Origin of the sequence: Cohnella sp. GCM10012308 (assembly GCF_042649185.1) — a bacterium.
Taxonomy (GTDB): domain Bacteria; phylum Bacillota; class Bacilli; order Paenibacillales; family Paenibacillaceae; genus Cohnella.
Genome location: NZ_JBHRYU010000027.1, coordinates 47,827 through 71,820 on the forward strand (window position 1 = coordinate 47,827; position 23,994 = coordinate 71,820).

The 23,994-nt window shown below is 59.2% G+C and carries 17 protein-coding genes; 11 read left to right on the forward strand and 6 right to left on the reverse strand.

Translation table 11 applies throughout. The features are described 5' to 3' along the window. Window positions 1-14 precede the first annotated feature (14 nt). From ACFOTD_RS24265 to ACFOTD_RS24275, 3 genes are read left to right on the forward strand one after another with little or no spacing between them, the layout of a single operon-like run. Window positions 15-2,306: a putative baseplate assembly protein gene (locus ACFOTD_RS24265; RefSeq protein ID WP_378122524.1), complete on the forward strand. Its 2,292-nt coding sequence runs from the start codon at window positions 15-17 to the stop codon at window positions 2,304-2,306. 34 nt (window positions 2,307-2,340) lie between these two features. Continuing rightward, on the forward strand, window positions 2,341-4,449 hold the full coding sequence (locus ACFOTD_RS24270; RefSeq protein ID WP_378122525.1) for a phage tail protein: 2,109 nt from the start codon (window positions 2,341-2,343) through the stop codon (window positions 4,447-4,449). Window positions 4,450-4,498: 49 nt separating this feature from the next. After that, entirely contained in the window at window positions 4,499-6,142 is a 1,644-nt protein-coding gene (locus ACFOTD_RS24275) for a hypothetical protein (RefSeq protein WP_378122526.1), read from the forward strand. A gap of 453 nt (window positions 6,143-6,595) precedes the next feature. Here ACFOTD_RS24275 and ACFOTD_RS24280 read toward each other — a convergent pair whose 3' ends face one another. Together ACFOTD_RS24280 and ACFOTD_RS24285 are read right to left on the reverse strand one after the other, a co-directional pair. Continuing rightward, window positions 6,596-8,752 carry an MORN repeat-containing protein gene (locus ACFOTD_RS24280; protein ID WP_378122527.1) on the reverse strand — a complete coding sequence of 719 codons (2,157 nt, stop codon included), beginning with the start codon at window positions 8,750-8,752 and terminating at the stop codon, window positions 6,596-6,598. Between the two features lie 2 nt (window positions 8,753-8,754). Beyond that, on the reverse strand, window positions 8,755-9,141 hold the full coding sequence (locus ACFOTD_RS24285; protein ID WP_378122528.1) for a DUF4280 domain-containing protein: 387 nt from the start codon (window positions 9,139-9,141) through the stop codon (window positions 8,755-8,757). Between the two features lie 202 nt (window positions 9,142-9,343). Between ACFOTD_RS24285 and ACFOTD_RS24290 the strand changes: the two genes are divergently transcribed. From ACFOTD_RS24290 to ACFOTD_RS24300, 3 genes are all read left to right on the forward strand, one after another. Next, entirely contained in the window at window positions 9,344-12,091 is a 2,748-nt protein-coding gene (locus ACFOTD_RS24290) for a HAMP domain-containing protein (protein ID WP_378122529.1), read from the forward strand. 74 nt (window positions 12,092-12,165) lie between these two features. Continuing rightward, complete coding sequence (locus ACFOTD_RS24295) at window positions 12,166-12,690, forward strand: GNAT family N-acetyltransferase (protein WP_378122530.1); 525 nt, start codon at window positions 12,166-12,168, stop codon at window positions 12,688-12,690. A gap of 15 nt (window positions 12,691-12,705) precedes the next feature. After that, window positions 12,706-15,744, forward strand: coding sequence for a HEAT repeat domain-containing protein (locus ACFOTD_RS24300; protein WP_378122531.1), 3,039 nt, complete (start codon window positions 12,706-12,708; stop codon window positions 15,742-15,744). Window positions 15,745-15,805: 61 nt separating this feature from the next. Here the strand turns inward: ACFOTD_RS24300 and ACFOTD_RS24305 are convergent, their stop codons facing one another. Continuing rightward, on the reverse strand, window positions 15,806-16,462 hold the full coding sequence (locus ACFOTD_RS24305; protein ID WP_378122532.1) for a thiamine diphosphokinase: 657 nt from the start codon (window positions 16,460-16,462) through the stop codon (window positions 15,806-15,808). A 218-nt stretch (window positions 16,463-16,680) separates the two neighbouring features. Between ACFOTD_RS24305 and ACFOTD_RS24310 the strand changes: the two genes are divergently transcribed. Both ACFOTD_RS24310 and ACFOTD_RS24315 read left to right on the forward strand, forming a co-directional pair. Further along, window positions 16,681-17,331, forward strand: a complete 651-nt coding sequence (locus tag ACFOTD_RS24310; protein WP_378122592.1) for a trimeric intracellular cation channel family protein — start codon at window positions 16,681-16,683, stop codon at window positions 17,329-17,331. Window positions 17,332-17,334: 3 nt separating this feature from the next. Further along, window positions 17,335-17,820 carry a low molecular weight protein-tyrosine-phosphatase gene (locus ACFOTD_RS24315; protein WP_378122533.1) on the forward strand — a complete coding sequence of 162 codons (486 nt, stop codon included), beginning with the start codon at window positions 17,335-17,337 and terminating at the stop codon, window positions 17,818-17,820. A 63-nt stretch (window positions 17,821-17,883) separates the two neighbouring features. On the opposite strand, the gene ACFOTD_RS24320 is transcribed toward ACFOTD_RS24315, so the two are convergent. The 3 genes from ACFOTD_RS24320 to ACFOTD_RS24330 all read right to left on the reverse strand — a co-directional run bounded on the left by ACFOTD_RS24320 (window position 17,884) and on the right by ACFOTD_RS24330 (window position 20,100). After that, a complete protein-coding gene (locus ACFOTD_RS24320) occupies window positions 17,884-18,465 on the reverse strand; it encodes a hypothetical protein (protein WP_378122534.1) in 582 nt (193 codons plus the stop codon). 48 nt (window positions 18,466-18,513) lie between these two features. Further along, window positions 18,514-19,071 carry a matrixin family metalloprotease gene (locus tag ACFOTD_RS24325; protein ID WP_378122535.1) on the reverse strand — a complete coding sequence of 186 codons (558 nt, stop codon included), beginning with the start codon at window positions 19,069-19,071 and terminating at the stop codon, window positions 18,514-18,516. A 285-nt stretch (window positions 19,072-19,356) separates the two neighbouring features. Continuing rightward, window positions 19,357-20,100 (reverse strand): alpha/beta hydrolase, encoded by a 744-nt coding sequence (locus ACFOTD_RS24330; protein WP_378122536.1) that lies wholly within the window; start codon window positions 20,098-20,100, stop codon window positions 19,357-19,359. Between the two features lie 288 nt (window positions 20,101-20,388). On the opposite strand from ACFOTD_RS24330, the gene pdhA reads away from it, so the two are divergent. The 3 genes from pdhA (at window position 20,389) to ACFOTD_RS24345 (ending at window position 23,993) form a co-directional block, all read left to right on the forward strand. After that, window positions 20,389-21,489, forward strand: coding sequence for a pyruvate dehydrogenase (acetyl-transferring) E1 component subunit alpha (gene pdhA, locus ACFOTD_RS24335; RefSeq protein ID WP_378122537.1), 1,101 nt, complete (start codon window positions 20,389-20,391; stop codon window positions 21,487-21,489). Window positions 21,490-21,640: 151 nt separating this feature from the next. Continuing rightward, complete coding sequence (locus tag ACFOTD_RS24340) at window positions 21,641-22,618, forward strand: alpha-ketoacid dehydrogenase subunit beta (protein WP_378122538.1); 978 nt, start codon at window positions 21,641-21,643, stop codon at window positions 22,616-22,618. Between the two features lie 19 nt (window positions 22,619-22,637). Beyond that, complete coding sequence (locus tag ACFOTD_RS24345) at window positions 22,638-23,993, forward strand: dihydrolipoamide acetyltransferase family protein (protein WP_378122539.1); 1,356 nt, start codon at window positions 22,638-22,640, stop codon at window positions 23,991-23,993. The last annotated feature ends 1 nt before the right edge of the window (window position 23,994 follow it).

Genomic DNA, 23,994 nt, shown 5'->3' on the forward strand with positions numbered 1-23,994 from the left:
GAGGCAAGGCGCCAATGCTGCCCAAGCTGCCGCTTGACGATCGCACTTACGAGAGCATCCTGCTGGAAGCACGCCAAGGCATTCAGCGGCGCCTGCCGGAGTGGACCGACGAAAACGCGCACGATCCCGGTATGACGATGCTGGAGCTGTTTGCTTGGATCAGCGAGATGCAGCAGTTCTATTTGAGCCGGGTACCCGACCGCAACCGCCGCAAGTTTCTCGAGCTGCTCGGCGAATCGCCGCGCCAGGCGACTTCGGCAGCGGCGCTCGCTTCGTTCGACGACATCCGCGAGACGGTGGTGCTGCCGCAAGGAACCAAGCTGCTCGCCGAGGACCAAACTTTCGAGACGGCTTCGTCTACGACGCTTAGACCGCTCGCCGTCGATCGCATCGTCACGCGCACCGAACGCGAAGCCAGCGACCGCACGGCGTCCAATACGCAAGGAGATGTCGCTTTTTATGCGTTCGGCGCGGATGCGAGGGCGGGCAGCAGGCTGTACGTGTCGTTCGACCGGGAGCCTCCTGTCGGCGAGCCGATCGAGCTGACGATTCTGCTTGCGGAGGAAGGAAACCACGGCAGTCCGGATGCTCGGCATGCAATGCCGCTGACCGCTGCCCTGGCGGCGCTGCCAGCCGATACGTCGGAGGCTTATGCGCCTCCCGTCATCGTGCCGTCGGCGCGCATCGCCTGGAAGGGCTATGCGTACGACGAGCAGACCGGCGCCTCGGGGTGGCTGCCGGTCGAGACCGCCTGCGACGAGACGCTGCATTTAAGCTTCAGCGGACGGGTGACGATCAAGCTGACTGCGCCGCTGCGTCCGGTGCTCGTGCATCCCGCGAACGACCGTCCGCGCTGGTGGATCTGCTGCGTGCTCGAGGAGGAAGGTTACGAGGAGCCGCCCCGCATTGACCGGATTCTGCTCCATACGGCGCTCGTCGTTCAGCGGGATACCTTGAGCGAGACCATCGATTACGACGTGCCCGAAGAAGGCGAGGTCGCGCTTTCCGCGGCTACCTATTTATCGCGGTACGGCCTGTTGCGCGTGCAGGTGCGCGAGCCGGACGGCAGATGGCGGGAGTGGCGGGAGGTCCCGGACGCCGGAGAAGCCGGGCCGGACGACCGCGTTTACGCGGTGCGGCTGCCGCAAGAAGGCGGAACGCAGATCGTTTTCGGCAACGGAGAGCACGGGATGCGTCCGCCGGTCGGACCGGGATCCGTGCGTCGCATTCATGCGGACAAGACTTTTTCGGATAAACGCTTCATCGGGCGGAGCAACGGCTTGCCGATGCAGAGGTTTACCGTCTACGATCTGGCTTGCCGCCGCAGAGAGCACTTCCTGCTTCAGGTCGGCTTGCCGGGCGAGCGGGCGGGCGAGTGGATATGGGAGGACTGGCTACCGGTCGAGAACTTCGACCGCTCGGGTCCGCTCGACCGTCACTACACGTTCGATCCCGATACCTGCGAGATCCGCTTCGGCAACGACGAACGAGGCGCGATACCGCCGGCCTGCGAAGAATCTAATCTTTGCCTGGTCGTCTGCGTGCTCGGCGGCGGCGAACGCGGCAATATCAAGCCCAGCCTGCTGACCGGATGGGTGTCGGAGGAGCAGCGGGCGTACGGCGTGACCGTAAACAATGCCGGCTATGGTTATGGCGGCGCCGAGAGCGAGAGCGTGGGCGACTGCATCGAGCGCCTGCAGCGGCGATGGCATGAGCCTTACCGCGCCGTCACGGACGAGGATTACGCGGCGCTTGCGAAGTCGACGCCGGGACTCAGAGTCGCCAGAGTGCATGTGATCGCCGGATATGCGCCAGGTCGTTCCGATCCCGTGCCCCATGCGGTGACGGTCGTGGCGATGCCGTTCAGCCGTCAGACGACGCCGAAGCCGAGCCGGGGATTTTTGCAGACGGTCGCCCGCCATCTCGACGAGCGCCGGCTCATCGGGACAGAGGTTCATGTGATCGCCCCCGAATACATCAAAGTGACCGTCCATGCCGTCATCGTCGTCGAACCCCAATTCGCGCACGAAACGAAGCGGATCGCCGCCGTTTTAAATGAGCTGCTCAGTCCATCTGGAAGCCTCAAGTCCGCGACGGGCTGGCCCTTCGGAAGGCCGGTTTATCGCGGCGACGTGTTCGCGGCGCTTAGCCGGATCGGCGGCGTGGCGTACGTGCAGGAGTTATGGCTGGACGGCGAAGGCCGGTATGCCGCCAAGAGCCAGGGCGGCGACGTGCTGCTGCCCCCGAACGGACTCGTCTATTCCGGCGAGCATCGGATTGAACTGCTAAGCCGCACCCAGCTGTAAAAAGGTCGTCAGAAACCGGAGAGGAGGCGAGCGGATGGAGGACGAAGCGTTATATTTTTCAGTAAATAGACCCGAGCATTGGAGCCGCCGCGGCGTGACGGAAAATCTGGACATCGGCGACGCGGTGCGGCTGCGCAGCGACGCGCGGTACGGCGTGTTGGATACGGCCTCATTCGGCGAGCTCGAGGGCGTAGGCACGGTAAGCGCGTTTGCAGTCGGCTTGTTCGGGCGTCTGATTCTGCTCGACGACGCCGGCGATCTGTGGACCTATGACCGGCATAGCCGTCATCATGAGCGGTTGTTCGTCTCCAGGCACGGCTTGTTTTCCGCCTCGGCGATGCTTTCGTCGACCGGCGACACGCTGCTTGTCGCGGATCCGGACGGCGAACGGATGCTGGCCGCTTACGACGTGAACAGCGGGCAGACGCGATGGAGCCGAACGGGAGAGTGGATGGACGGCGTCTATTGCCGGCCGCTCGCTCTTTATGCCGACAACCGCGGCATCTATGTACTGACGCTCGCGGAGGAGCCGTCTGAGGCGGAGGCGGCATCGACGACGCTGTCGGGGAAGGCGCCGCTTCGCATTTTAAGGCTGGGTCTGTCCGGCGGGTTGATCGCCGCCATCGAGGACGATCGATTTGCCCTGAAGCTGCCCCCGGACGGCGGCAAGCACGGTCAGCCCTTTTTGACCGTATCGCCGCTAGGCGATATGTACGTTTACGACAGCCTCGGCCGCACGTTGTTCGCCTTTTCGGCCGCGGGCGAGCTGCTCACGCGCATGATGCTGCCGCCCCTGTCCTTCGCGGGGCTGGCCGTCGACTCCAGCCGGCAAATTTACGTGGGCGATTCGCGCAGCATGGAATCCGAGGGCGAAGACGACCGCTTTATTTTGCAGTTCGAGGAGTCGGGCGAGCTGATCGGCAAGGTCGGCGGGTTTCGCGGCAAAGCGGACGCGATTTTGATCGACGGCAAGGATCGGATGTACATTTTGAACGGCGAGCAGCAGACGCTGGCCGTGCTCGATCTGCAGCCCCAGACGCTCGCGATGCCGGGCGGAGGCGCGCTCGAAGGCTTTTGGCTCTCCTCGGCGTTCGACAGCGCGGACCGGGAGACGGTTTGGCACAAGTTTACGCTTGCAGCCGACATTCCGGACGGGACGCAGCTTCGCGTGCGTTATTTCGCGGACGACACGGGCGTCAGGACGATCGCCGGCAACATCTGGCGGATCGACGATTGGATCGCGCGAACCGATCTCGGGGCTTCCGAAAAGCTTCGGGGCTTGCGCGAATTCTGGTCGGAGCCGGTCGTCAATCCGGGAGACGCTCTGTTTTTCGGGGCGAAGGGAAGGTATTTGTGGATGCTGGTCGAATGGATCGGCAGCGAACGCAGTACCCCTGCGCTGAGCCGGCTGCGCGTTCATTTTCCAAGACAGACGCTGCTATCGTACTTGCCCGCGGTCTATCAGCAGGAGACTGGCGGGCGGGGATTTCTGGAGCGTTATCTGGCGTTATTCGGCACGCTGTTCGACGAGATGGAGGAACGAATCGACGGCATGGCCAGGCAGTTCGACCGGGAGACGGTCGGCGGCGGACAGCTTCGATGGCTGGCTTCGTGGCTCGGGCTCGATACCAACGAGTACTGGAGCGACGATGCGATCCGGCGCCTCATCCGCGCCGCGCCCGATATGTACCGGTACCGCGGTACGCGGCGCGGCATCGAACGGGCGATCGAGACGCTGACCGGCATGAAGCCGATCATTGTCGAGCCGGCGCAATACAAGGCGCTGCGCGAACGCGGAGATTGGCGCGCAGTCGTCGACCGGCTGTACGGGAACGATCCATTCACCTTCTCTGTGCTGCTGCATCCGGACCAGGCGCGCAGCGACATGGAGAAGGTGCTGCTCAGACAGCTGGTGGACGACATCAAGCCTGCGCATGCGGAAGCGAAGCTCGAGTGGCTGCAGCCGTGGATGTATCTGGATCTGCATACGTATCTGGGCGTCAATACGGTACTGGCCGAGCCTTCGATCTTTACGCTTGGCGACGATCGCTCGATGCCTAACGATACGTTGATCGTGGATGCGAATATGAATCGCCGGCTTGACGCGCATATGCGTCTCGGGTTGGATTCGGAGATGGAATGACGACAGCGGAGCCGCCTCGCGGGTCCGATGATGAGGAGGGACTTGAAGGATGAGAAAAGCGAGGATGTACCCGTTCGAGCGCAATCGGTATTTTTACGGCAAGCTGTTGACGGTGCGGGACTTCGAGTCGGAGCAAAAATATTTGAACGACAAGCGCAGGCTGCTCAACCGGTTGCTGTTCGGAAGCGGCGTCGTCGCTGGCATGCAGGTTGTCGCCGTCGACGACAAGACGGTAACGGTGGAGATGGGACTGGCCATCGACTATTCGGGTCGCGAAGTCGTCATTCCTTCGCCGGTCACGCTTAAGCTGTCCATGATCGAAGGCTTCACGAACAACGAGTACAAAAAGAATGTTTATTTGTATGTCGCCTATGACGAAAAAGGCCGCGAGCCCGTTCATTCCGTCGGCAACTCGTCGATCCGGGGCGAGGAGGTCAGCGAGTACAATCGCGTATTGGAATCTTACCGGCTATTCGTCAAAGAAGAAGCGCCGGCGCCGACCAGCTTCGAGCAAGTGCGCTTGCTGGAGGATGTCGCCGTTCTCTATCAGGACGCGCATGTCCGTATTTCGCAGCGCATGCCCAAATACGTCAATCCCGGCGACGTCGTCGACGTAACGCTGGTCGTTGAAAAAACGCTGCAGACGGCCAGAGTGGCGGTCAGCTTCGACTATGAATCCGATGGCTTTGACCCGGTCGGCGGAGATGGCGCGCATGTCGAATTCATAGAGCCGGGCGACGGCCAGGATACAGAATATCGTCTGACTTATAGCGTTAAGGTAAAGGACAGGCCGGATACGGTCGCCAAACTGGCTTTGCCGCCGCAGTCCGTAACGCTGACGATTGGCGATCAGCGCGTGCCGATTGACCATGCCGCTGTGCACCGCGTAGACATTATTTCTCAGCCGGTGATGGAACGCATTTTGAAAACCTGGTACGAACGGTCGCTCGATCAGGCGGCCGAAGGCTCGGCAGATCAGGACCTGTGTCTCGCGAAAATCGGATTGCTTCAGCTTGGATCGACCTATATGATCGAGCAGGTCGAGCGCGTTCCGTTCGGAGAGTACGTTCCGAACGCTTCGCTGCTGCAGCGCCTTTCGCATACGGACCGCGCGGGCTCGCTTCATCGTTTCTTTGCGGAGTCCGAGGCTTACGATCTCGCGTACGACGCGAGGCCGAAGCTCGACGTCCACTATCATCCGGAGCGGAACACGTTCGACTTCAAACTCGGCATACCGCGTCCGCAGGCGATTCAGGACGAGATCGCGACGGGAACGATCGAGATTCCGCTCGAGCTTAATGCCAAGACGGGACTTAAGTTCTTCTCGCGAGGCCGTCGCAATTATGTGACGGATGAGATCAAGCATGGGCTCGGTACCGGTCAAGTAACGATTCTCGTAGGGCTGACGCCGCAGGAAACGTTAAAGGCTTCCACCTATTACGGCGTCCAGGACGTGTTCAAGGGGACCGAATACGAATCGGACGTGCCAAACGTCGACTTCGGCACGATCGTGTATCCCGAGCACGGCAGCTTCCGCATCGGGATGCGTCTCAACGGCTCGGCCGAGGCGGACAAGCTGAACATTCGCTGGTGGGCGTTCAAAAAACTGCAGGAAGGCGCGGGGGCGAACGGAGCCGGCGAGACATCCGCCGAGCGGGCTCTGTATCGAGAGGCGGCGCCAGGCAGGGAATAGCAAAGATAACGGTTTCGCAATGGCGAGGCTGTCTTAAGGGGCAAAGGTCCCCGAGAGACAGCCTCTGTTATTTTAGCTTGTTTTGGAATGGAGGAGAAACTCGATGGAATAGTGGATTTAGCGGCATCTGTGTCCGAGACTGGTCCGGGGAACCCAAGCAAGTGCCGATGACCGTAAGCGCAAAAACCGCCGCCGGAGAGACGAGTTACACGGAAAAACCGTGCAACTCCACAATAACCGCCTCGGGAGAGGCGAGTTACACGGAAAAACCTTGCAACTCCGCAATAACCGCCTCGGGAGAGGCGAGGTACACGGAAAAACCGTGCAACTTCGCAAAACCCGCCGCCGGAGAGAGATGGTACATGGAATCATCAATGACAAATAGATCCCCTTGCCCCAGGAGCCGCGATCGCTCCTGAGACAAGGGGACATCGGTAAAATGAAAATGTGTACTTAAACCTGAAACGGACCGATGGTCAATCGAACGGGTTTATCGTTGTTGTAATTGAAGTTATATAAATAACCGTTCCATTCGTAGGACATCGTGTACAGCTTTCCGTTACTTTCGGTTTTAACGCCTTTGATTGCCGCTTTTTGCAGACGGTCGAGAAGCGTCGTCATGACGTATTTGTTCCAGGTGCGGACGAGCGTGACTGCATATGCTTCCGGATTGTCGGGATCGGACTCCAGCTTAAAGCTGAATTGGACGCCGCTATAAACGAGTTCGATAGGCGCAGCGAGCGAGGGAACTGTTCCCGGATCTTCGCTCAAGCCGTCTGTCGAAGGCAGAGCTGTGTTAGCGGCGGCCGCGTTATTGCCCGAACTTCCGCTAGCGGCGGTGCCGCTGCTTGCGGTTGGCGTGTTGGCGGCAGCAGTTCCCAAGAGGGATTTGGACAGCGCGACGACTTTATTTGTCTTGGTGACGGCAAGTCCGCTCGTTCCGGCACTTGCTCCCGTTTTCATTGCAGCACCCTGCTGCCCGCTGCCTGCGTCGGTTCCCGTGCCGCCGTTCGACCCGGAGCCCGTCCCGCTGCCTGTATCGGTTCCGGCGCCGGCATCCGAACCGGAGCTTGCGCCAGCAGCAGCGCCGCTATTTTTGCCGGTCCCGGAGTCCGCGCCGGTTCCCGCACCAGCGCTCGCGCCTGCGGCCGCGCCGCCTTCGCCGCCGCCTGCGCCCGAAGCGGCTCCGCCGCTGCCTGCCCCAGTGCCTGCAGCCGCGCCGCCGCTTGCACCGCCGTTCGCGCCGGCTGTCGCTCCGCCGTCGCCGCTCCCGACGCCTGTACCGGCAGCTGTGCCGCCGTTTGCGCCTGCGGCGGCATCTCCGCCCGTACCCGTGCCAGATGTAGTGCCGTCCGTTCCATCAGGCACTGCGGTCTCTTCATCGGCACCGGCTTCGGGCTCTGCATTCGTTCCGTCATCCGTGCCCGTCGCCGGCGCGTCCGGCGCGCCAAGCTTCTCTTGCAGCGTCGCCGCAGCCATCGCCAGGAATCCGGCTGGATCCGCTTGCCCGGCGCTGAACAAGCCTTTGTAGACGACGGTGCCGTTGGAGTCGAGCAGCGCCCCGAAGCCCTGATATTGATCGGCCCGGAATGTGCCTTTGTAAAGCGGCGTGCCGTCCGCGTTAAACGCTTCGCCTTCGCCGTCGCGCTGGCCGGCCACGAAGTTGCCGGTATATAACGCAACGCCTTGCTCGCTTAACAGCGAGCCGGCGCCCTGGTAGCGCCCGCGCTCGAACCCGCCCTTGTACACCGGCGCTCCGGATGCCGCGTATTCGGTTCCTTCGCCGGACAGCAGCCCGCCTGCGAACAAGCCTTCGTACAGCAGCGCGCCGCCTTTGTACTGTTTGCCGGCGCCTGCGTAAAGACCGCCCGCGAAGGCGCCTTCGTAGACGGGCTTGCCGTCGTCGCCGTAAAGCTTGCCTGCGCCTTCGTACAATCCCTTGACGAATGCGCCGGTATAAAGCGGCTTGTCCTTGTCGGCGTAGAGCGTGCCTTCGCCTTCGTATTTGCCGGCGGCAAAGCCGCCTTCGTATAGTACGCTGCCGTCCGGCGCGTAGAGCGTACCCGCGCCATTGTAAGCGTCGGAAGCGAATGCGCCGCGGTACAGCAGCGTGCCGTCGGCGGCATAAGCTTCGCCCGAACCGGCGCGCACGCCTTTGTCGAAATCGCCGAAGTAGACGAGCTTGCCGTCGCTGTAAAGCTTGCCCACGCCGCTGAACTGACCGCTGGCGAGCGGGCCTGCATACACGAGATTTCCGGCGCCGTCCACGATTTTGGCGTTGCCGGTATAGCCCTTCTCGAGTGCGGCCGAGGCTTCCATCGAAGGCGTCCGGGAAAACCACCGGTCGACGAACGCAGGCGGATTAATGAACCCGAAGTAGGCGATCGCGAGGCCGATAAGCACGATCAGTACGACGAGTTTTTTGGCGATATAGTAGCTGCCGATCTTCCAATAATTGTCCAGCGAACGCAGTCCGCTGCCGAGCACGCTCCTCGCCCATTGGATGAGCCATTTGAGCAGCATCTTGGGCAGCTTCGCGGACTGCTTGATTGGCCGCATGATCTTACGTTGGATCGGCTTGATAAACGGCTTAAGAATCGTCTCGATCATAGTTAGGGCACCTGTATCGTAAATTGTCCTGGCGAGGTTAACTGGATGACGCCGCCGTAGCTGCACATGCACTTGGAGGAGTTGTTCAAGGCCGGCATGTTGCCGACCATCACGGTCGGCGCGCCCGGCGCCCAAGGCGCGGCCGTCATCGGCGTGCAGGGCATCGGCGTCAGGACGCCTAGCGCCGCGGCAGTCGCGGAAGCGACGATGGGGTTGGCCATTGAATTGCACATTCCGAACGGCATGATGTTCACGAAAGGCTTGTTATCCATGATGTTGGCGATCGGCATGGCGGTCATCGTCCGATTGGCCGGAAGCACATTTAATACAGAAGGGGCAGCCCCAAACGAGCATTGCATCGATGCTCCGCCGCACACTAGTTGTCCCACGCCCGGTTCACGCTCTCTTTAAGAAAAATGGTGGAAGCTGTCAACGCTATATTCATAGTAACTCAATTCTCGAAATCTGTCATTTTGAGTTGTAAGGGGGTGAATTAAGGAAGAACTTGTAGTACGATGAAAATAGTTAGAAAATGTCGTAAGTTCATATGGAAAAAGAACAGTCGCATACAAAGGCGGGCGCCGATCTTCGATGAAAAAACTTGCTGTACTGCTGTTGTTGGCTTCACTTATTATGTCCGGATGGTCCGGCTTCGTGCTTGCGGAACGCGTAGACCGGAGCGCGGCGCCGTGGAAGTCGTCCGATAATCTGCAAAACTTGTCGCTGGCGGCTGCCGGCGGTGACGGCTCGCTTGCGGTGGTGAGCGATTCCAAGCAGAAGATCAAGCGACTCGGCGCGGACGGGACGCTATTGGGGCAGATGACTTATTCGCCTGCCGAACGCGGCGCGCGAGTCGACTTTAATGAAGCGGTAGCGGACGAGGACGGCCGCATTTACGCGTTGGTCACTGTTTTGGACTCGTACGGTTTATACGTGCAAAGCGAGCGCATCGTCCGTTACGACCGCAGCGGGAAGGCAGGCCATGTGCTCTACGAGCGCAAAGGAGACGGTACGAGCAAGCGGATCGGACACATCGAAGGCTTGCAGCTGTCGGGCGGCGCGCTGTTTTTCTACGAGGCGGATGCCGACAAGCTGCAATTGAAGCGCATCGTACTGCCCGAGAACGCGCCGGAGACCGTATTTGCGTTCACGCTGCCCAAGGATCGCTATTTGTCGGAGATTACGGGCACGGAACCCGGACAAATCTATTATACGACGCGCAGGGGGAGCATCTACCAGGTATCCCCGGAAGGCGTCAGCACCAAGCTCTATCCGAGCACGACGAGGGCAAGCGACGCTAAAAATTTCCCCGAGCTTGTCATGCTCCGTACGGACGGCTCGCTCATGTTCGTCGACCGGCTCGTCAATGCGGTGACGACGTTCGACCCGCTTGCGCCTGCCGGAACCGAGACGGTGCTGGACGATGCCGCGCTGCAGCGTATCGCGCCGGGGCTGGACAGCTACGAAATCATGGACATCAAGCAAACGCCGACGGGCTTCGCGATTGTCCTTAACGATCGGATCTTGCTGATGTCGGCAGACTTCGCGCCCGCGGGCCAAATCTCGAAGGTCGGCTTCGACGGCAAGACGTTGTGGGACCGCCGCCTGCTATGGGCCGTCTTTTGGCTCGGCTTGCTGCTGCTCGTGTTTTCCGTTCGATTCTTCCATATTCACGTCCTTGAACGGCGTTCGTCTCTTTTTCTAAAGCAAGTTCTCGCAACCGTACCCGCCATCCTGATCGCGATGATCCTTCTCTCGAATTTCATATACAACAGCTTCTCCGCGCGGATGGAGACGCAGATGCAGCGCGAGCTGGCGCTCCTCGCACGCAACGGCCAGAATCTGATCGACGGCGACCGTCTTGCAAGGCTGCATTCCCCCTCCGATTATCGCAACGAGGATTATATGGCCATTCGCGCAAAAATGAATTTCCTGTTCGAAGGCGAGGACAGCGAGCAGCGGCAAGGCTTGTACAGCACCTTGTACAAATACGAAGGCGATCAGATTTATATCGTCATGGACGACGACGACGGCGTCAACATGTTTAAGCCGTTCGAGAAGAACGAGGTCAACTCGGACGTGCTCAGTCAAGGCGTCGTGCGCACCGGACAATGGGAGGACGCCGACGGCAAATGGCTGTATGCCATCGGTCCGGTCTACGACAGCGCCGGCCAGATCGTCGGCGTTTACGAGACCGGGCGGGACCTTAGCGTGCTTCATCGCGAGAACCGCAAGATCTATTACAACATCATTGAAAATATTCTTATGATTACGGGCGGATTGGTCGTGCTCGTCATGATCGCGACGTTCGTGCTGCTATCGCCGATCCGAAAGCTGAGGAGAAGCGTCATGGCGATGGCGAACGGAGACTGGGACACCGAGGTCAAGCTGCGCAACCGCGACGAGGTCGGCGATCTCGGCGAGCAGTTCAACCGGATGGCCCGCTACATACGGCAGCATATTGCCGACATTACATCTTTCAGCGAGGCGTCTTACCGATTCGTGCCGCAGCAATTTTTTAACTCGCTCGGCAAAAAGGGCATTCTCGACATCCGGCTCGGAGACCAGATTCAAAAGAACATGGCGGTCATGGTCGCTAACCTTCGCGAATTCAGGCAGCTGTCTAAAACGCTAAGTCCGAAGGAAAACTTCGACTTCATGAACTCGTTTCTCCGGCGCTTCGGGCCGATCGTCCGTCAGGAGGACGGTCTGATCAGCAAATACCTGGGCGCAGGCTTTATGGCGCTGTTTCCCGGCTATGCGGAGGAGGCGATCCGGGCGGCCGTGGCGATCCGCCGCGAGCTGTTGGTTTACAATCAGCATCGGCGCAGCTCCGGCTACGCGACGGTCGACATCGGCATCGCGATTCACAAAGGGCCGCTCATGCTCGGCATCATCGGCGAGGAGCGCCGCTGGGAGGGCAATGTCATTTCCGACGACGTCCAGCGCACGACGATGCTCGAGCAGATCTCGGAGATCGTCGGATGCTGTATCGTCGTCACGCGCGATTATTACGAGCAGCTGCGTTCGCCGGAGCGGTTCATGCATCGCTCTCTCGGCCGGATCCGGCTGGAGAGCAGCGACGAGGCAATGGAGCTGATCGACGTGTTCGAGGGCGACCCGGAGCAGCAGCGCGCGGCCAAGGAACGGACGAAAGTCTTGTTCGAGCGCGGACTGGCGCTGTGCCAGGCAGGACGATTCTACGACGCCCGAGAGACATTTGTCGAAGTCATCAAGCAAAACCGGATGGACAGAGCCGCCAAGCTCTACTTCTACTTGTGCGACGAATATTATCAGAAGGGCGCGGGCGCCGGCTGGAACGGCACGCTCGCCGTATGACGCGGCGCAGGGGATTGGCGCGCGGCGGATCGCTGCGCCAAGGATGATCGAAGCCTAGAAGCGGAGGGTTTAAATTGGCAATTGTTGAGTTGGCCGTTCGCCGCGTCGATTCGCGAGGGGCTGCGGACGCGGTCGTCGCGTTCCTGATCTCTCCGCAGGCTTTCGACGACGAGCGACCGACGCCCGGCGAAGAAGAGCATTTTCGCACGCTGCCTTATTTGGCGCTGGAGGGCAAGACCGTCTATTGGTATATGACGGACGGTGCCGGCGAGATCGTCGCCGTTACGGGCGTTGCGCCCAACGAACAGCGTACGGGCGGCTATACCTGGGACTATCTTGTCGTTCGCAAAGATTATCGGCGCGGCGGCGCGGCTCTGCGCTTGGCGGGAGCCATGCTTGAATATTTGCGCGAGCAAGGGGCTCGTTATTTGGTTACATACACTTGCGATTTGCCGGTATACGCCGGCGTGAGGCGTTTGTTCGATCGGCTGGGCTTCACGCTCAACGGACGGCTGCCGGATTATTACTTTGACGGCGAGGACAGGCTGGTCTATTATTTGGACCTGCGCAAGCCGCGTCTCTCGGAGATGCAACAGTAGAAAGAAGTGACAGGCATGAATATGGCTGGGGCCCTCGGCAGATTGGGCGTTCGTGCGGAGGACAGGCGCAAGCTGCGGCTGATGACCCCGATTTTTCTCGTATGCGGCATCGCCGAAGCGCTAACTTATAACGGCTTCATTACTTTGTTCAGCCAGCGGTTCGGTAGCGAGTACCTGCCATACTTATATACAGGAGAAGCTTTTATATTGCCGCTCGAAGCGTGGTTCATGAGCTGGCTGGCCATGAAGCTGTCCAAGCCGGCGCTCATGAAAACGATGTATGCCGTCATGGCGGCGATTCTGCTCGCGGATACGGGCGTACTCGCGGCGCTTAAGCTGGCGAATTTGGACGCCCGATGGTTTTATCCTGTCCTTTTCCTCACTTCCAGCTTTGTCGTACGCCAGCAGACGGTGCTCCTGTGGAGCCTTGCCGTCGACGTGTGCCCGACGCAGCAAGCCAAGCGGCTCATGCCGCTTTTTGTCTCGGGCGCGACGCTCGGAGGCGCGGCAGGCGGTCTGCTTACGCAGGCGCTCAGTCCGCTTGGCGCGGAATTGGTTTACGGACTCGGCCCGCTGCTGCTGATCGCGGCTTCCTTCAACTACCGCAAAGCGATCGTGCAGTACTTAGTGCCGCTTGCACTGAAGGCCCAGGCTACGACCGAGGAAGAGAGCGTGTCTTCTTTCGATTATATGAAGCGCACGTTCCGCTCTCCGTTTTTGCTCAGCGTGATGGGACTTATGACGCTCATGCCCGCTCTGTATTACTTGGCGGAGTTTTTATTTTTGAATACGGCGCATGCCGCTTATCCTGACGAGCAGCAGTTCGCGCGCATGTTCGGCATCGTTTCGACGCTGCTCTTCTTGCTGGCGTTCGCCGTACAGCTCGTATCCGGCAAGCTCGTCGCCTGGTTCGGCGCGAGCGGGATGCTCGTGGCGATCTCGGGGGCATATGCGGCGGCATTCGGCCTTGCGTCTGTGCTCCTCGGAAGTGCGGCAGCGGCCGTCATGGCCGCCGCGGGCGCCTACATGCTTACGAACGTATTAATTTTCTATTCGGCTGAGCCTTCTTATCAGTTGTATTACAAGACGCTGCCGATGCAGCATCGGGACGGCTACCGGTATGCGGCGCAGGGGCTCGCTTCCTTCTTCGGCATCCTGCTCGGCGCAGGGCTTCAGTCGCTTCACAAGGCTGCCGGCCTTAGTTTTCCGGTGTTGGCTGCTGTCGGGGCTGGCGCTGCGCTGCTGCTGACGGCGCTCGCCTGGACGGTACGGCGTCTATACATGCGGGAGCTGGTCCGAGGCGTCCAGACGATCGGTCTGGACGATCGGGAGCTGATGGAATCGTACCGCGAATTTTTCAGCAATACGAAGGCGATGGGCGCCGTGCTGACGCTGCTTCGGGACGAGCAAGAGGGCGTTCGGCAGATCGCTGCGGATATCGTCGGCCGTACGCAGGACGAACGTTATTTGCCAGAGCTTCTCGCTCTTCTCGCCGATGCCAGTCCCGGCGTGCGAACGGCAGCGTTAAGGGCTATGAAGCTGACCGCGGCCGATCTGCAGGCGCTCGTGCGGATCGGTGCCGTGCTGGAGGACGAGGAGCCGGCCGTTCGGGCGGAGGGCGTGCGGCAGATGGCGCAGATGAAGCATCTGTCTTCGCAGGCGTTTTTCTTTCTGCGCGTGAAGCTGCTGGATCCGCATCCGGCGGTCGTCGCCGAGGCGGTCAAGGCGATGTATGCGCTGGAGAGCGAGTCGAGCTACGAGGCATGCTTCGAGGCGATCGAGCGGCTGCTCGGCCAAGGCGGCGAACCCGCTGCCCACGTATGCGGCGTCGTGGCCGAGTTAAGGCTTGCGCGGTTCGGGGAATCGGTCGAGCGGCTGCTGCAGGACACGCATCCGGCGGTTCGGCTCGCGGCAACGGCTTGCCTCGGCAAGCTGGGTGCGGCGCATGTCGTTTTGCAATTACTGGAGCGTCTGCCTGCCGGAGATCAGGAGCTGCTGGTCGTCACCGAGCAAGCGCTGATCGACATGGGCGATCGTTCGATCCAGCCGCTGCTCGCGGCATTGTCGGGCGCGCATGCGCAGACATGGCGCGTCGCGATCGGGGCGCTCGCCGCGTTGCTGCCCGAGGAAGACATCCGAGGGAGGTTGACGGACGAGGCGCTTCGGCGGATGGGCGAGCTGGACAAGGTGGCGGGTTATGCGTCGGCGTTTCGCGCGGTAGGGAGAGAGGAGCTGGCCGAGCTTGCGACGCTGCGCTTCAACGGACAACGCCAACGGGTACTCGAAGGCGTCTGGTCTTTGCTCGTGCGGCTGACCGACGAGCAGGTCGTCGCTTCGATCCGGCGCGCGCTGGACGATCCCGACGATGAGACAAGGAGCAGCGGGCTCGAGGTGCTCGCCGAAGGTGCGGGCGACCGCAGGCTCGCGCAGCGGCTTGCAGTCGTTCTGCAGACTGACTATGCTAGCCTGGGACAACTGTCGGTGACGACGGAGGCGGCACGGCTGGCGCTCGATCACGCGTCGCGCTCGGAAGACGATTGGTGGCCGGAAATGGCGGCGGAAGCGGGAAGGGAGCGTGGCGGTCAAATGGAAGCACAAGGGGCGCTCGGCAGGCTCGGAAAAGTCATCTATTTGAAAAATGTGCCGTTCTTCGCGGACCTGACGCTGGAGGAGCTTGGATTAATCGCCGGCATCGCTACGGAGCGCGTATTCGAGGACGGCGAGGCGCTGCTGCTTCGGGGCGCTGCCAGCGATGCGCTCTATGTCATCGTGGACGGCAACGTTGAGCTGACGAGCGTTACGGCCGCAGGGCTTGAAGCGACGCTCGGCGTGCTCGGAGCAGGCGAGGTGTGCGGCGCCACGTCAGCGCTGGACGAATCGGCTTCGACCGTGTCGGCGCATGCGCTGCTCGGCGACGTGCGGGCGCTCGGTTTGCAGCGTGAGGCGCTTACCCGACTTATCCGTTTGTATCCGGACATCGGGCTTGGACTTCTGAGGGCTTCGCTGGCCCGCGTGCGGTTGCTCGAAGAGATGCTGATGCGGATCGACTCGTAGCCGAGCCGATCGTGTCCGCCGCTAACCGAGCATACGCCTCTCAACCGATTTGGCTTCAGGCCTAGTCTCTGCTGCGGATGACGAGCAGGGACCCGCTCCGAAGCGAGATGAAGCCTTCGTCCGCCGACAGCAGATTGCTGACGCCCAGAGACATGCCCTGACGCAGCGTGGCATCCTGCAGCGGATAAGCAAACCCGGTCAAGGTTACGCCCGTCACCTCCGACGTGAGCGGCAGCAGGGATACATAAAGGTAGCGGTCATCCGCGGGCAGACGAGCCGCTTCGGTCAAGAGGCGGATCTCGTTATGGTCGTCCACGAGCAAGGCCGCTGCACCTGCTTCAGCCGCGACGGCGAGGAGCTGGACATTGGCCAGGCTGTGATCGAACCGGGAGCCGAGTCCGCCTGCGATAACGATATCCCGATAGCCGCGTGCCAGCGCTTCCCGAAGCGCGAGCTCGGTGTCGGACCAGTCCTTGTCCACCGCGTCGTACTCGGCCGTCTCGGCCGCTTCGGCGCGTATTTTTGCAAGCGCATCCGCGTCCACCGAGTCGAAGTCTCCGAGCGCCAGATGAGGCGAGATTCCGTTCTGTATGAGATAATAGGCGCCTTTGTCCGCGCCGATGAGGTAGTCGTCCGGCTGAGCAAGCGATAGGCTCCATGGCCCAAGGCTGCCTCCCGTATAGATGACGGCGCGTCGTGACGAAGATTGCTGTGACAAGGGTTGTTTCCTCCTGCAGGTCATTTGCGGCTTGGACCGCGTTTTTATTAAGTATAACGGCAGTTGCGCCGAGATGCGACGGAAGCTCTCTCTTTTGGTTCAAATTCTCCGTTGCGGCCCGTACGCGGTTGCCGATACAATATATGAGGCGGTTCACTGTTTTCGATGCGCGGCGCCGCCTCCACTATGAGAAACGGCCGGGGGTTATCGTTTTGAGTTTGGACGTATTTGAATGGTTCAGCATCATCGGCACCATCGCTTTTGCCGTGAGCGGCGCGATCGTCGCGATGGAGGAGCATTACGACATGCTGGGGGTATTCGTGCTCGGACTCGTGACCGCGTTCGGCGGCGGGATCGTGCGCAATCTGCTTATCGGCGTACCCGTTACGACGCTCTGGAGCCAGGGGCTACTGCTTAAAACGGCGGTATTTTCGATCGTTATCGTGTTCGTGCTGCCGACCGCATGGATTTATCATTGGAAAAGAAGCGAAGCGTTTTTCGACGCCATCGGCTTGGCCGCATTCGCCATTCAAGGCGCGCTGTATGCCGTGGAAGCTCATTTGCCCGTCAGCGCCGTCATGGTCGCCGCGATGATGACAGGCATCGGCGGCGGGATGATCCGCGATATTATGGCCGGGCGCAAGCCGCTCGTGCTCCGCGACGAGATCTATGCGGTATGGGCGCTGCTCGCTGGACTGGCCGTCGGAATCGGACCGATCAAGATCGCTTGGGCGCTGCTCGCGCTTTTCGCGGCGACGGTTGCGATGCGGATGCTGTCCGTTCATTATAAATGGCGGCTGCCGCGGCGGAAGCTGCTGGCATACGGCGGATATGAAGGGCCGGCTGCTGAAGAAAGGAAGGGAATGTAAGCCATGTATCGCGTATTGTTCGTTTGTCTTGGCAACATTTGCCGCTCGCCGATGGCGGAGGCGGTATTCCGGGACCGGGTAGAGAAAGCGGGGTTCGCGGGATCGATCGAGATCGACTCATGCGGCACCGGCGATTGGCACCTGGGCAAGCCGCCGCACGAAGGGACGCGGCGCATTTTGGACGGTCAAGGCATTTCCTATGAGGGCATGCTGGCGCGGGGGATACAGCCGTCAGACGGCGAACGCTTCGATCTGCTCGTCGCGATGGACGAGAGCAACGTTGCGGCGATTCGCGAAGCGCTTGGGAACGAGTCGATAGCGGAAGTCGTACGCTTCCTGTCGTTCGTGCCGGGCTCGCGTCTCGCCGATGTGCCGGACCCTTACTATACCGGGAATTTTGAAGAGACGTACGAGTTGATCAGTGAAGCGAGCGACAGACTGCTTGCGCATTTGTTGGAGACCGGCAAAGTGAGCGCGGCCGCAAAGTAAGAGGATGACTGCACCTTAAGCAGAATGAAGGAAGCCGAGGCGCATCGTCTCGGCTTCCTTCATTCACTTGAATTTACTGTAAAATTCCTCTTCGCTCATCGCGGTTTCTTGAAAAGCGTTTTTGTACTTCTCGATGTTGCTCACGGCAATAATACGTCCTTCTTTTAACTGATAGATAAAAGGTTCGATAATCCCATAGTAGTTCGGACCGCCTGCGCCGCTTTGCGCGATAGTAAAAATGTATTCCTCGCCTGCAACCAAAGTTGCTCGCAAGGGGGCTTTCGCATTTCTGTAATTTCCACCACCTATTGCGATCTTAATCTCATCTCCAGCCATTAACTCTCCCTTTAACACTTTAGATACGAGGACACGATAGTCTGTTCCCGGGACAACAACCTCTTGATTTTCTTTAGTCGGATCAGACACGTCTCGTCTCAGATTTCGCGGTTCTCCTTTGCCGTCTATTACCTTTCCGGTAATAACGAGAGGCGCATTTAAGATTGCGACTTCAATATTGGTTGCTATAGCCTCATCCTGATCTGTATGCGTTCGGTTATTCATGTAAGACAGACCATAGAACAATACTGTGGCGAGGACGATCGCAACCAATGCAGTCAGACCCAAGCTGCGGTAACGATATGTCATTTATTCTGTCTCTCCTTTTTTTGGATGGGTATGGTATTTTATGTGTTTTTATGGGTATAGAGAATTTAAACCACTTACATCGTCGGTTTGAGGATATTGATAATAAAGTATTCCAGACTGCATAACGGCTGGCGTTACAGATGAATGTCCAAGAGCTTGGAAATGTCCCAATTCATGGAGTGCCACTTTAATTTGAAGCTCATCTTTTCTATAAGGGTTATTATAGAAATACAAGTTATTCAATCCCGAATCTGAACTATTGATTGTTGATCCGAAAATTAAAGTGCATGTGTAAGATGTGGTCCCCATTGTGTTGGAGTCTTCATTATATATTCCAAAGGTATTTGGTGTTGTTTCACTATAATCCAACGACATGTTCGCATTCGTTCCCTCAGCATTAAACCGCACGACTGCAGTTGCAAATATAGTTTTATAGTCGGTTGGTGTGGTGCTGATAAACTTGTATTTTATTGTGCCTGGCGATGCCCATTTGCAACTGTGATTGTCATAATTGTTGTACGCTAAAGCATACGAAGCAAATGTAAAGAAAAGCACAAACATAAAAACTGCTACGTGAACAACTTTGAAATTTTTGGCTTTAAACAACGTCAGTATCCTCCTTCATGAAAATGAATGTTTTTAATTCGCGTAAACGTTGATCGTAATGCAATGGCACCTCCTTGTGTTTGAAATAATTACTTGAAATATATAAAAAAAGGTAAATTGTAACGAAGAGAATTTATCACGAGAAAAAAAACGAGTCAATACAGAAATGGAAAAAAATTAAAATAAATTAAAGTGGAGGATAAAGCCCATTTCAACACAAATGTGTATTCAAAAAAGGCAGTCGTTGAAGTCATGTGATCCATGACTTCAACGACTGCCTTTTTGTTACATATGCGCCTTCGGCCCGAGGAACGCGCCCAGCGCCTCCGGGAGCTCCTTCTGCCAAAAGCCCCACTTATGCTCGCCGTCTTTTTCCCGGTAATCGACGTAAGCGCCCTTGTCTTCGAGGATTCGCTTCGCCGCGCGGTTCAGTTCGACGAAGTTGTGTACGCCGCGTTCGGTCTCATAGGCGGTCTCCTGCAGGCCGACGGTCATCCAGGCGGACAGCCAGGACAAATCGTCGGCTTCCTTCATCTGTGCAATCGAAGCGCCGTAATACGCGCCGGACAAAGACAGAAGGCGGTTAAACAAATCAGGGCGCCGCAGGGCGATCGACATCGAGACGGTCGCTCCGAGCGAGTCGCCGGCAAGCAGTCGCGCGTCTGCGGAGGAGCGGGCGGCGAACGTATTCTCAACGAAAGGAACGAGCTCGTGCGCCCAAAAGTTCAAGTAGGCTTCATGCCGTCCGCTGCCCGGCAAATACTCCTCGGTCCGGACCGATTTATCGACGTCGACGGCCGCGATGATGAACGGTTCCCAGCTCTCCTCGAGTATGAGTCCATGGGAGATGGTGGCGATTCTGCCGAAATTGAAAAAATCTTCGCCGTCCTGGCAATAAATAACCGGATAGCTGAGCCACTCCTGGTACCCTGGGGGTAAATAGAAACGGACTGCGCGTTCGCCGGCTTGCAGGTAATTGCTGGGAACTACATGTTTGACGACGGTTCTGCGGACGGGCGACTCTGACATTGGACATCGTTCCTTTCTTGTACGCGATTCGGGTATGACGGCGCCCCGGCATGGGCAAAACATAGGAATGTTCGTTGCCGCGCCTGCCATTTTAAGGACGGCGGATCGGGATTTGTATTAATGTGTTATACAATAAAATTGAAACTGTACTAGAAACATTGTGCGCTTTCAAGCGTGAAGAATTCAATAAATATGCCTTTTTTGCTTTGACCAAACCACTAGGGCAGCTATATAATAATTCTATAACAGAAACCCCTCTTCCACAATTCATGACGAGGAGATGTAACAATGAGCAAAGGTTCTTTGGACGCACCGGCCAAGCCGGAGCAGCAAGCAGCACATATCGTGCATTCGGAAGACGTCACGCCGCTTCAGGTATTGTCCCCCGAAGGCGAAGTCGTCAATGCGGCAGCAATGCCTAACCTGACCGACGAGCAATTAAAGGAAATTATGTACCGCATGGTATTTACCCGTACTTGGGACGACCGCGCGGTTAACCTGGGCCGTCAAGGACGCCTGGGCTTCTATGCGCCGGTATCCGGCCAGGAAGGTACGATGGTCGGCAGCGAATACGCGCTGACCAAGGAAGACTTCGTATGCCCGGGCTACCGCGACATGCCGCAGCTCGTCTGGCACGGCTTGCCGCTGTATCAGGCGTTCCTGTACTCCCGCGGCCACCAGCACGGCGGCCAGATTCCGGAAGGCGTCAACGTGCTGATGCCGCAGATCATCATCGGCGCGCAGATTTTGCACGCGACGGGCGTCGCGATGGGCTTCAAGCTCAAGAACGAAAAGCGCGTTGCCATTACTTACACCGGCGACGGCGGCTCCTCCGAAGGCGACTTCTACGAGGGCATGAACTTTGCCGGCTCGTTCAAGCTGCCGGTCATTTACTTCGTGCAAAATAACGGCTATGCGATCACGACGCCGTTCGCCAAGCAGACGGCTGCGCAGTCGATCGCGCACAAGGCGCTCGCAGCGGGCATCCGCGGCGTGAAGATCGACGGCATGGACGTATTGGCTGTCATCTCCGCCGTGCAGGAAGCTGCCGAGATCGCCCGCGAAGGCGGCGGCGCGACGCTAATCGAAGCCGTCACTTATCGTTTCCGTCCGCACTCGATGTCCGACGATGCGACCAAGTACCGCACGAAGGAAGAAGAGCAGGAGTGGGCGCTTCGCGATCCGCTCGTACGCTTTGGCAAGTACCTTGAATCGAAGGGCCTGTGGTCGGAAGAGGACACGGCTCGCGTCAAGGAAGAAGCCAAGGCTACGGTCAACGAGCATATCAAGAAGGCCGAGCAGACCGAGAAGATGACGGTCGCGGGGCTGATCGACTCGATGTTCGAGACGACGCCTCCGCATCTCGAAGAGCAAAAAGCCGAGTTCTAAAACGTTATAAAAGATATCCGCGGAAGCGCGCGGACGGTACTTCGTCCGGCGCCCCCGGTACGGGCTCGCTTTATGCCGGTCCGTTCAATATATACGGTACAGCCGCTTTTTTCGCGGCCGTCATCCTCTAGATGGGAGAGAACAAATTCCAATGGCGCAAATGAACATGATTGAAGCGATCAAGGACGCGTTGCGCGTCGAACTGAAGCGCGACCCGGGCGTCCTGCTCTTCGGCGAAGACGTCGGCAAGGTCGGCGGCGTCTTCCGCGCGACGGAGGGTCTCCAAGCCGAGTTCGGCGAGCAGCGCGTATTCGATACGCCGCTGGCCGAATCCGCGATCGGCGGCCTCGCGGTCGGACTTGCTACGCAAGGCTTCCGCCCGATCGCCGAGATTCAATTCGTAGGCTTTATATATGAGGCGCTCGACCAAATGTTCGTGCAGGCCGCTCGTTTGCGTTACCGTTCCGGCGGCCGCTACAACGCGCCGATCGTCTTCCGCACGCCGTTCGGCGGCGGCGTCAAGGCGGCCGAGCTGCACACCGATTCGCTCGAAGGCCTGGCGATCCAGACGCCGGGCATCAAGGTTGTCGTGCCTTCGAATCCGGCAGACGCCAAGGGCTTGATGATCTCCGCGATCCGCGACAACGATCCGGTATTTTTCATGGAGCATCTTAACCTGTACCGCGCGTTCAAGGACGAAGTGCCCGAAGGTGAGTACACGGTTCCGCTCGGCAAGGCGAACATCGTTCGCGAGGGTAAGGATATTACGATCATCGCCTACGGCCTGATGGTGCACACCGCGATCAAGGCAGCCGACGAGCTCGCTAAAAACGGCGTGTCCGCCGAAGTTATCGACTTGCGCACGCTCGTGCCGCTCGATATCGATACGATCGTCGCTTCCATCCAGAAGACGAACCGCGCGATCGTCGTCCAAGAAGCGCAGAAGACCTCCGGCGCCGCCGCCGAGATCATCGCGCAAATCAACGAAAAGGCGATTCTTCACCTGGAGGCTCCTGTGCTCCGCGTCGCGGGTCCGGATACGGTTTATCCGTTCGCGCTGATCGAGGACGCCTGGCTGCCGACGCCTGCACGCATCGTGAAGGCCGCCAACCAAACGCTTCAGTTCTAAAGTGAAGGAGGGATAGCGCATGGCTAGATTTGAATACCGGTTCCCGGAGCTCGGCGAGGGTCTGCACGAAGGCGAGATCGTCAAAATGCACATCGCCGCCGGACAAGCCGTGACCGACGAAGATATTCTGATGGAAGTCCAGAACGACAAAGCCATCATGGAAGTGCCTTGCCCGGTCAACGGCAAGGTGCTTGAAGTGTTCGGCAAAGACGGGCAGACGATGCGCGTCGGCGAAGTCGTCGCCATCATCGATGCCGAAGGCGAGCTGCCCGAGCAGGCTGACGGCGGCCACGGCGCCGAGCCTTCCGGCCACAGCGGCGAAGCCGCTTCCGCGCAAGGCGGCGCAGACCTGAAGGGTCAGCCAGCCCAGGCGCCGGCTCAAGATACCGCAACCGAAGGCGCCAAGCCTTCCGAAGCTGCAGCGCCTGCGCCTGCAGCCAAGGACGCCGCGCTCGTGCTGGCTACGCCAAGCGTGCGCAAGTTTGCCCGCGAGAAGGGCGTCGCCATCGCGGACGTGTCCGGCAGCGGCAAGAACGGCCGCATCACCCGCGAGGACGTCGCCGGCTTTGCCGAAGGCGGAGCGCCCGCGAAGAGCGAAGCCGCATCCGCCGACGCAGCGCCTGCTGCGACTCCGGCTGCCGCGCCTGCCGCTCGCGCCGCGCAATCCGGTCCGGGCGTCGAAGAGCGCGTACCGTTCAAGGGCATCCGCAAGGCGATCGCGAACGCGATGGTCAAGTCCGTTTATACGGCGCCGCACGTCACGCTGATGGACGAAGTGGACGTCACCGCGCTCGTCGCGCTGCGCAACCGTTCCAAGGCATTCGCGGAGAAGAAGGGCGTCAAGCTGACGTACCTGCCGTTCATCGTCAAGGCGCTCGTCGCCGCCGTACGCGAGTTCCCGGTCATGAACGCGATGATCGACGAAGCCGCGAACGAGATCGTCTTTAAGAAGTACTACAACATCGGCATCGCCACCGACACGGACAACGGTCTGCTCGTCCCGGTCGTCTTTGACGCCGACCGCAAGAACATCTGGAATATCGCCAAGGAAATCAAGGATCTGGCGACCCGCGGCCGCGACGGCAAGCTGGGCGCTGGCGAGCTGAGAGGCAGCACGATCTCGATTACCAATATCGGTTCGGCTGGCGGCCTGTTCTTCACGCCGGTCATCAACTTCCCTGAATCCGCGATCCTGGGCGTAGGCCGCATCGATCAGAAGCCGGTTATCAAAAACGGCGAGATCGTGCCCGCTTCGGTCATGGCGCTCAGCCTGAGCTTCGACCACCGCATCGTCGACGGCGCTACCGCGCAACAATTCGTTAACTACATTAAACAGCTGCTTAGCGATCCTGAGCTGCTCGTCATGGAGGTGTAAT

Coding starts and splice junctions, on each gene's coding strand:
- ACFOTD_RS24275 (WP_378122526.1), top strand. CDS start 4,499: ATGAGAAAAGCGAGGATGTACCCGTTCGAGCGCAATCGGTATTTTTAC.
- ACFOTD_RS24315 (WP_378122533.1), top strand. CDS start 17,335: ATGTATCGCGTATTGTTCGTTTGTCTTGGCAACATTTGCCGCTCGCCG.
- ACFOTD_RS24340 (WP_378122538.1), top strand. CDS start 21,641: ATGGCGCAAATGAACATGATTGAAGCGATCAAGGACGCGTTGCGCGTC.
- ACFOTD_RS24300 (WP_378122531.1), top strand. CDS start 12,706: ATGAATATGGCTGGGGCCCTCGGCAGATTGGGCGTTCGTGCGGAGGAC.
- ACFOTD_RS24280 (WP_378122527.1), bottom strand. CDS start 8,752: ATGATCGAGACGATTCTTAAGCCGTTTATCAAGCCGATCCAACGTAAG.
- ACFOTD_RS24290 (WP_378122529.1), top strand. CDS start 9,344: ATGAAAAAACTTGCTGTACTGCTGTTGTTGGCTTCACTTATTATGTCC.
- ACFOTD_RS24330 (WP_378122536.1), bottom strand. CDS start 20,100: ATGTCAGAGTCGCCCGTCCGCAGAACCGTCGTCAAACATGTAGTTCCC.
- ACFOTD_RS24320 (WP_378122534.1), bottom strand. CDS start 18,465: ATGACATATCGTTACCGCAGCTTGGGTCTGACTGCATTGGTTGCGATC.
- ACFOTD_RS24270 (WP_378122525.1), top strand. CDS start 2,341: ATGGAGGACGAAGCGTTATATTTTTCAGTAAATAGACCCGAGCATTGG.
- ACFOTD_RS24345 (WP_378122539.1), top strand. CDS start 22,638: ATGGCTAGATTTGAATACCGGTTCCCGGAGCTCGGCGAGGGTCTGCAC.
- pdhA (WP_378122537.1), top strand. CDS start 20,389: ATGAGCAAAGGTTCTTTGGACGCACCGGCCAAGCCGGAGCAGCAAGCA.
- ACFOTD_RS24265 (WP_378122524.1), top strand. CDS start 15: ATGCTGCCCAAGCTGCCGCTTGACGATCGCACTTACGAGAGCATCCTG.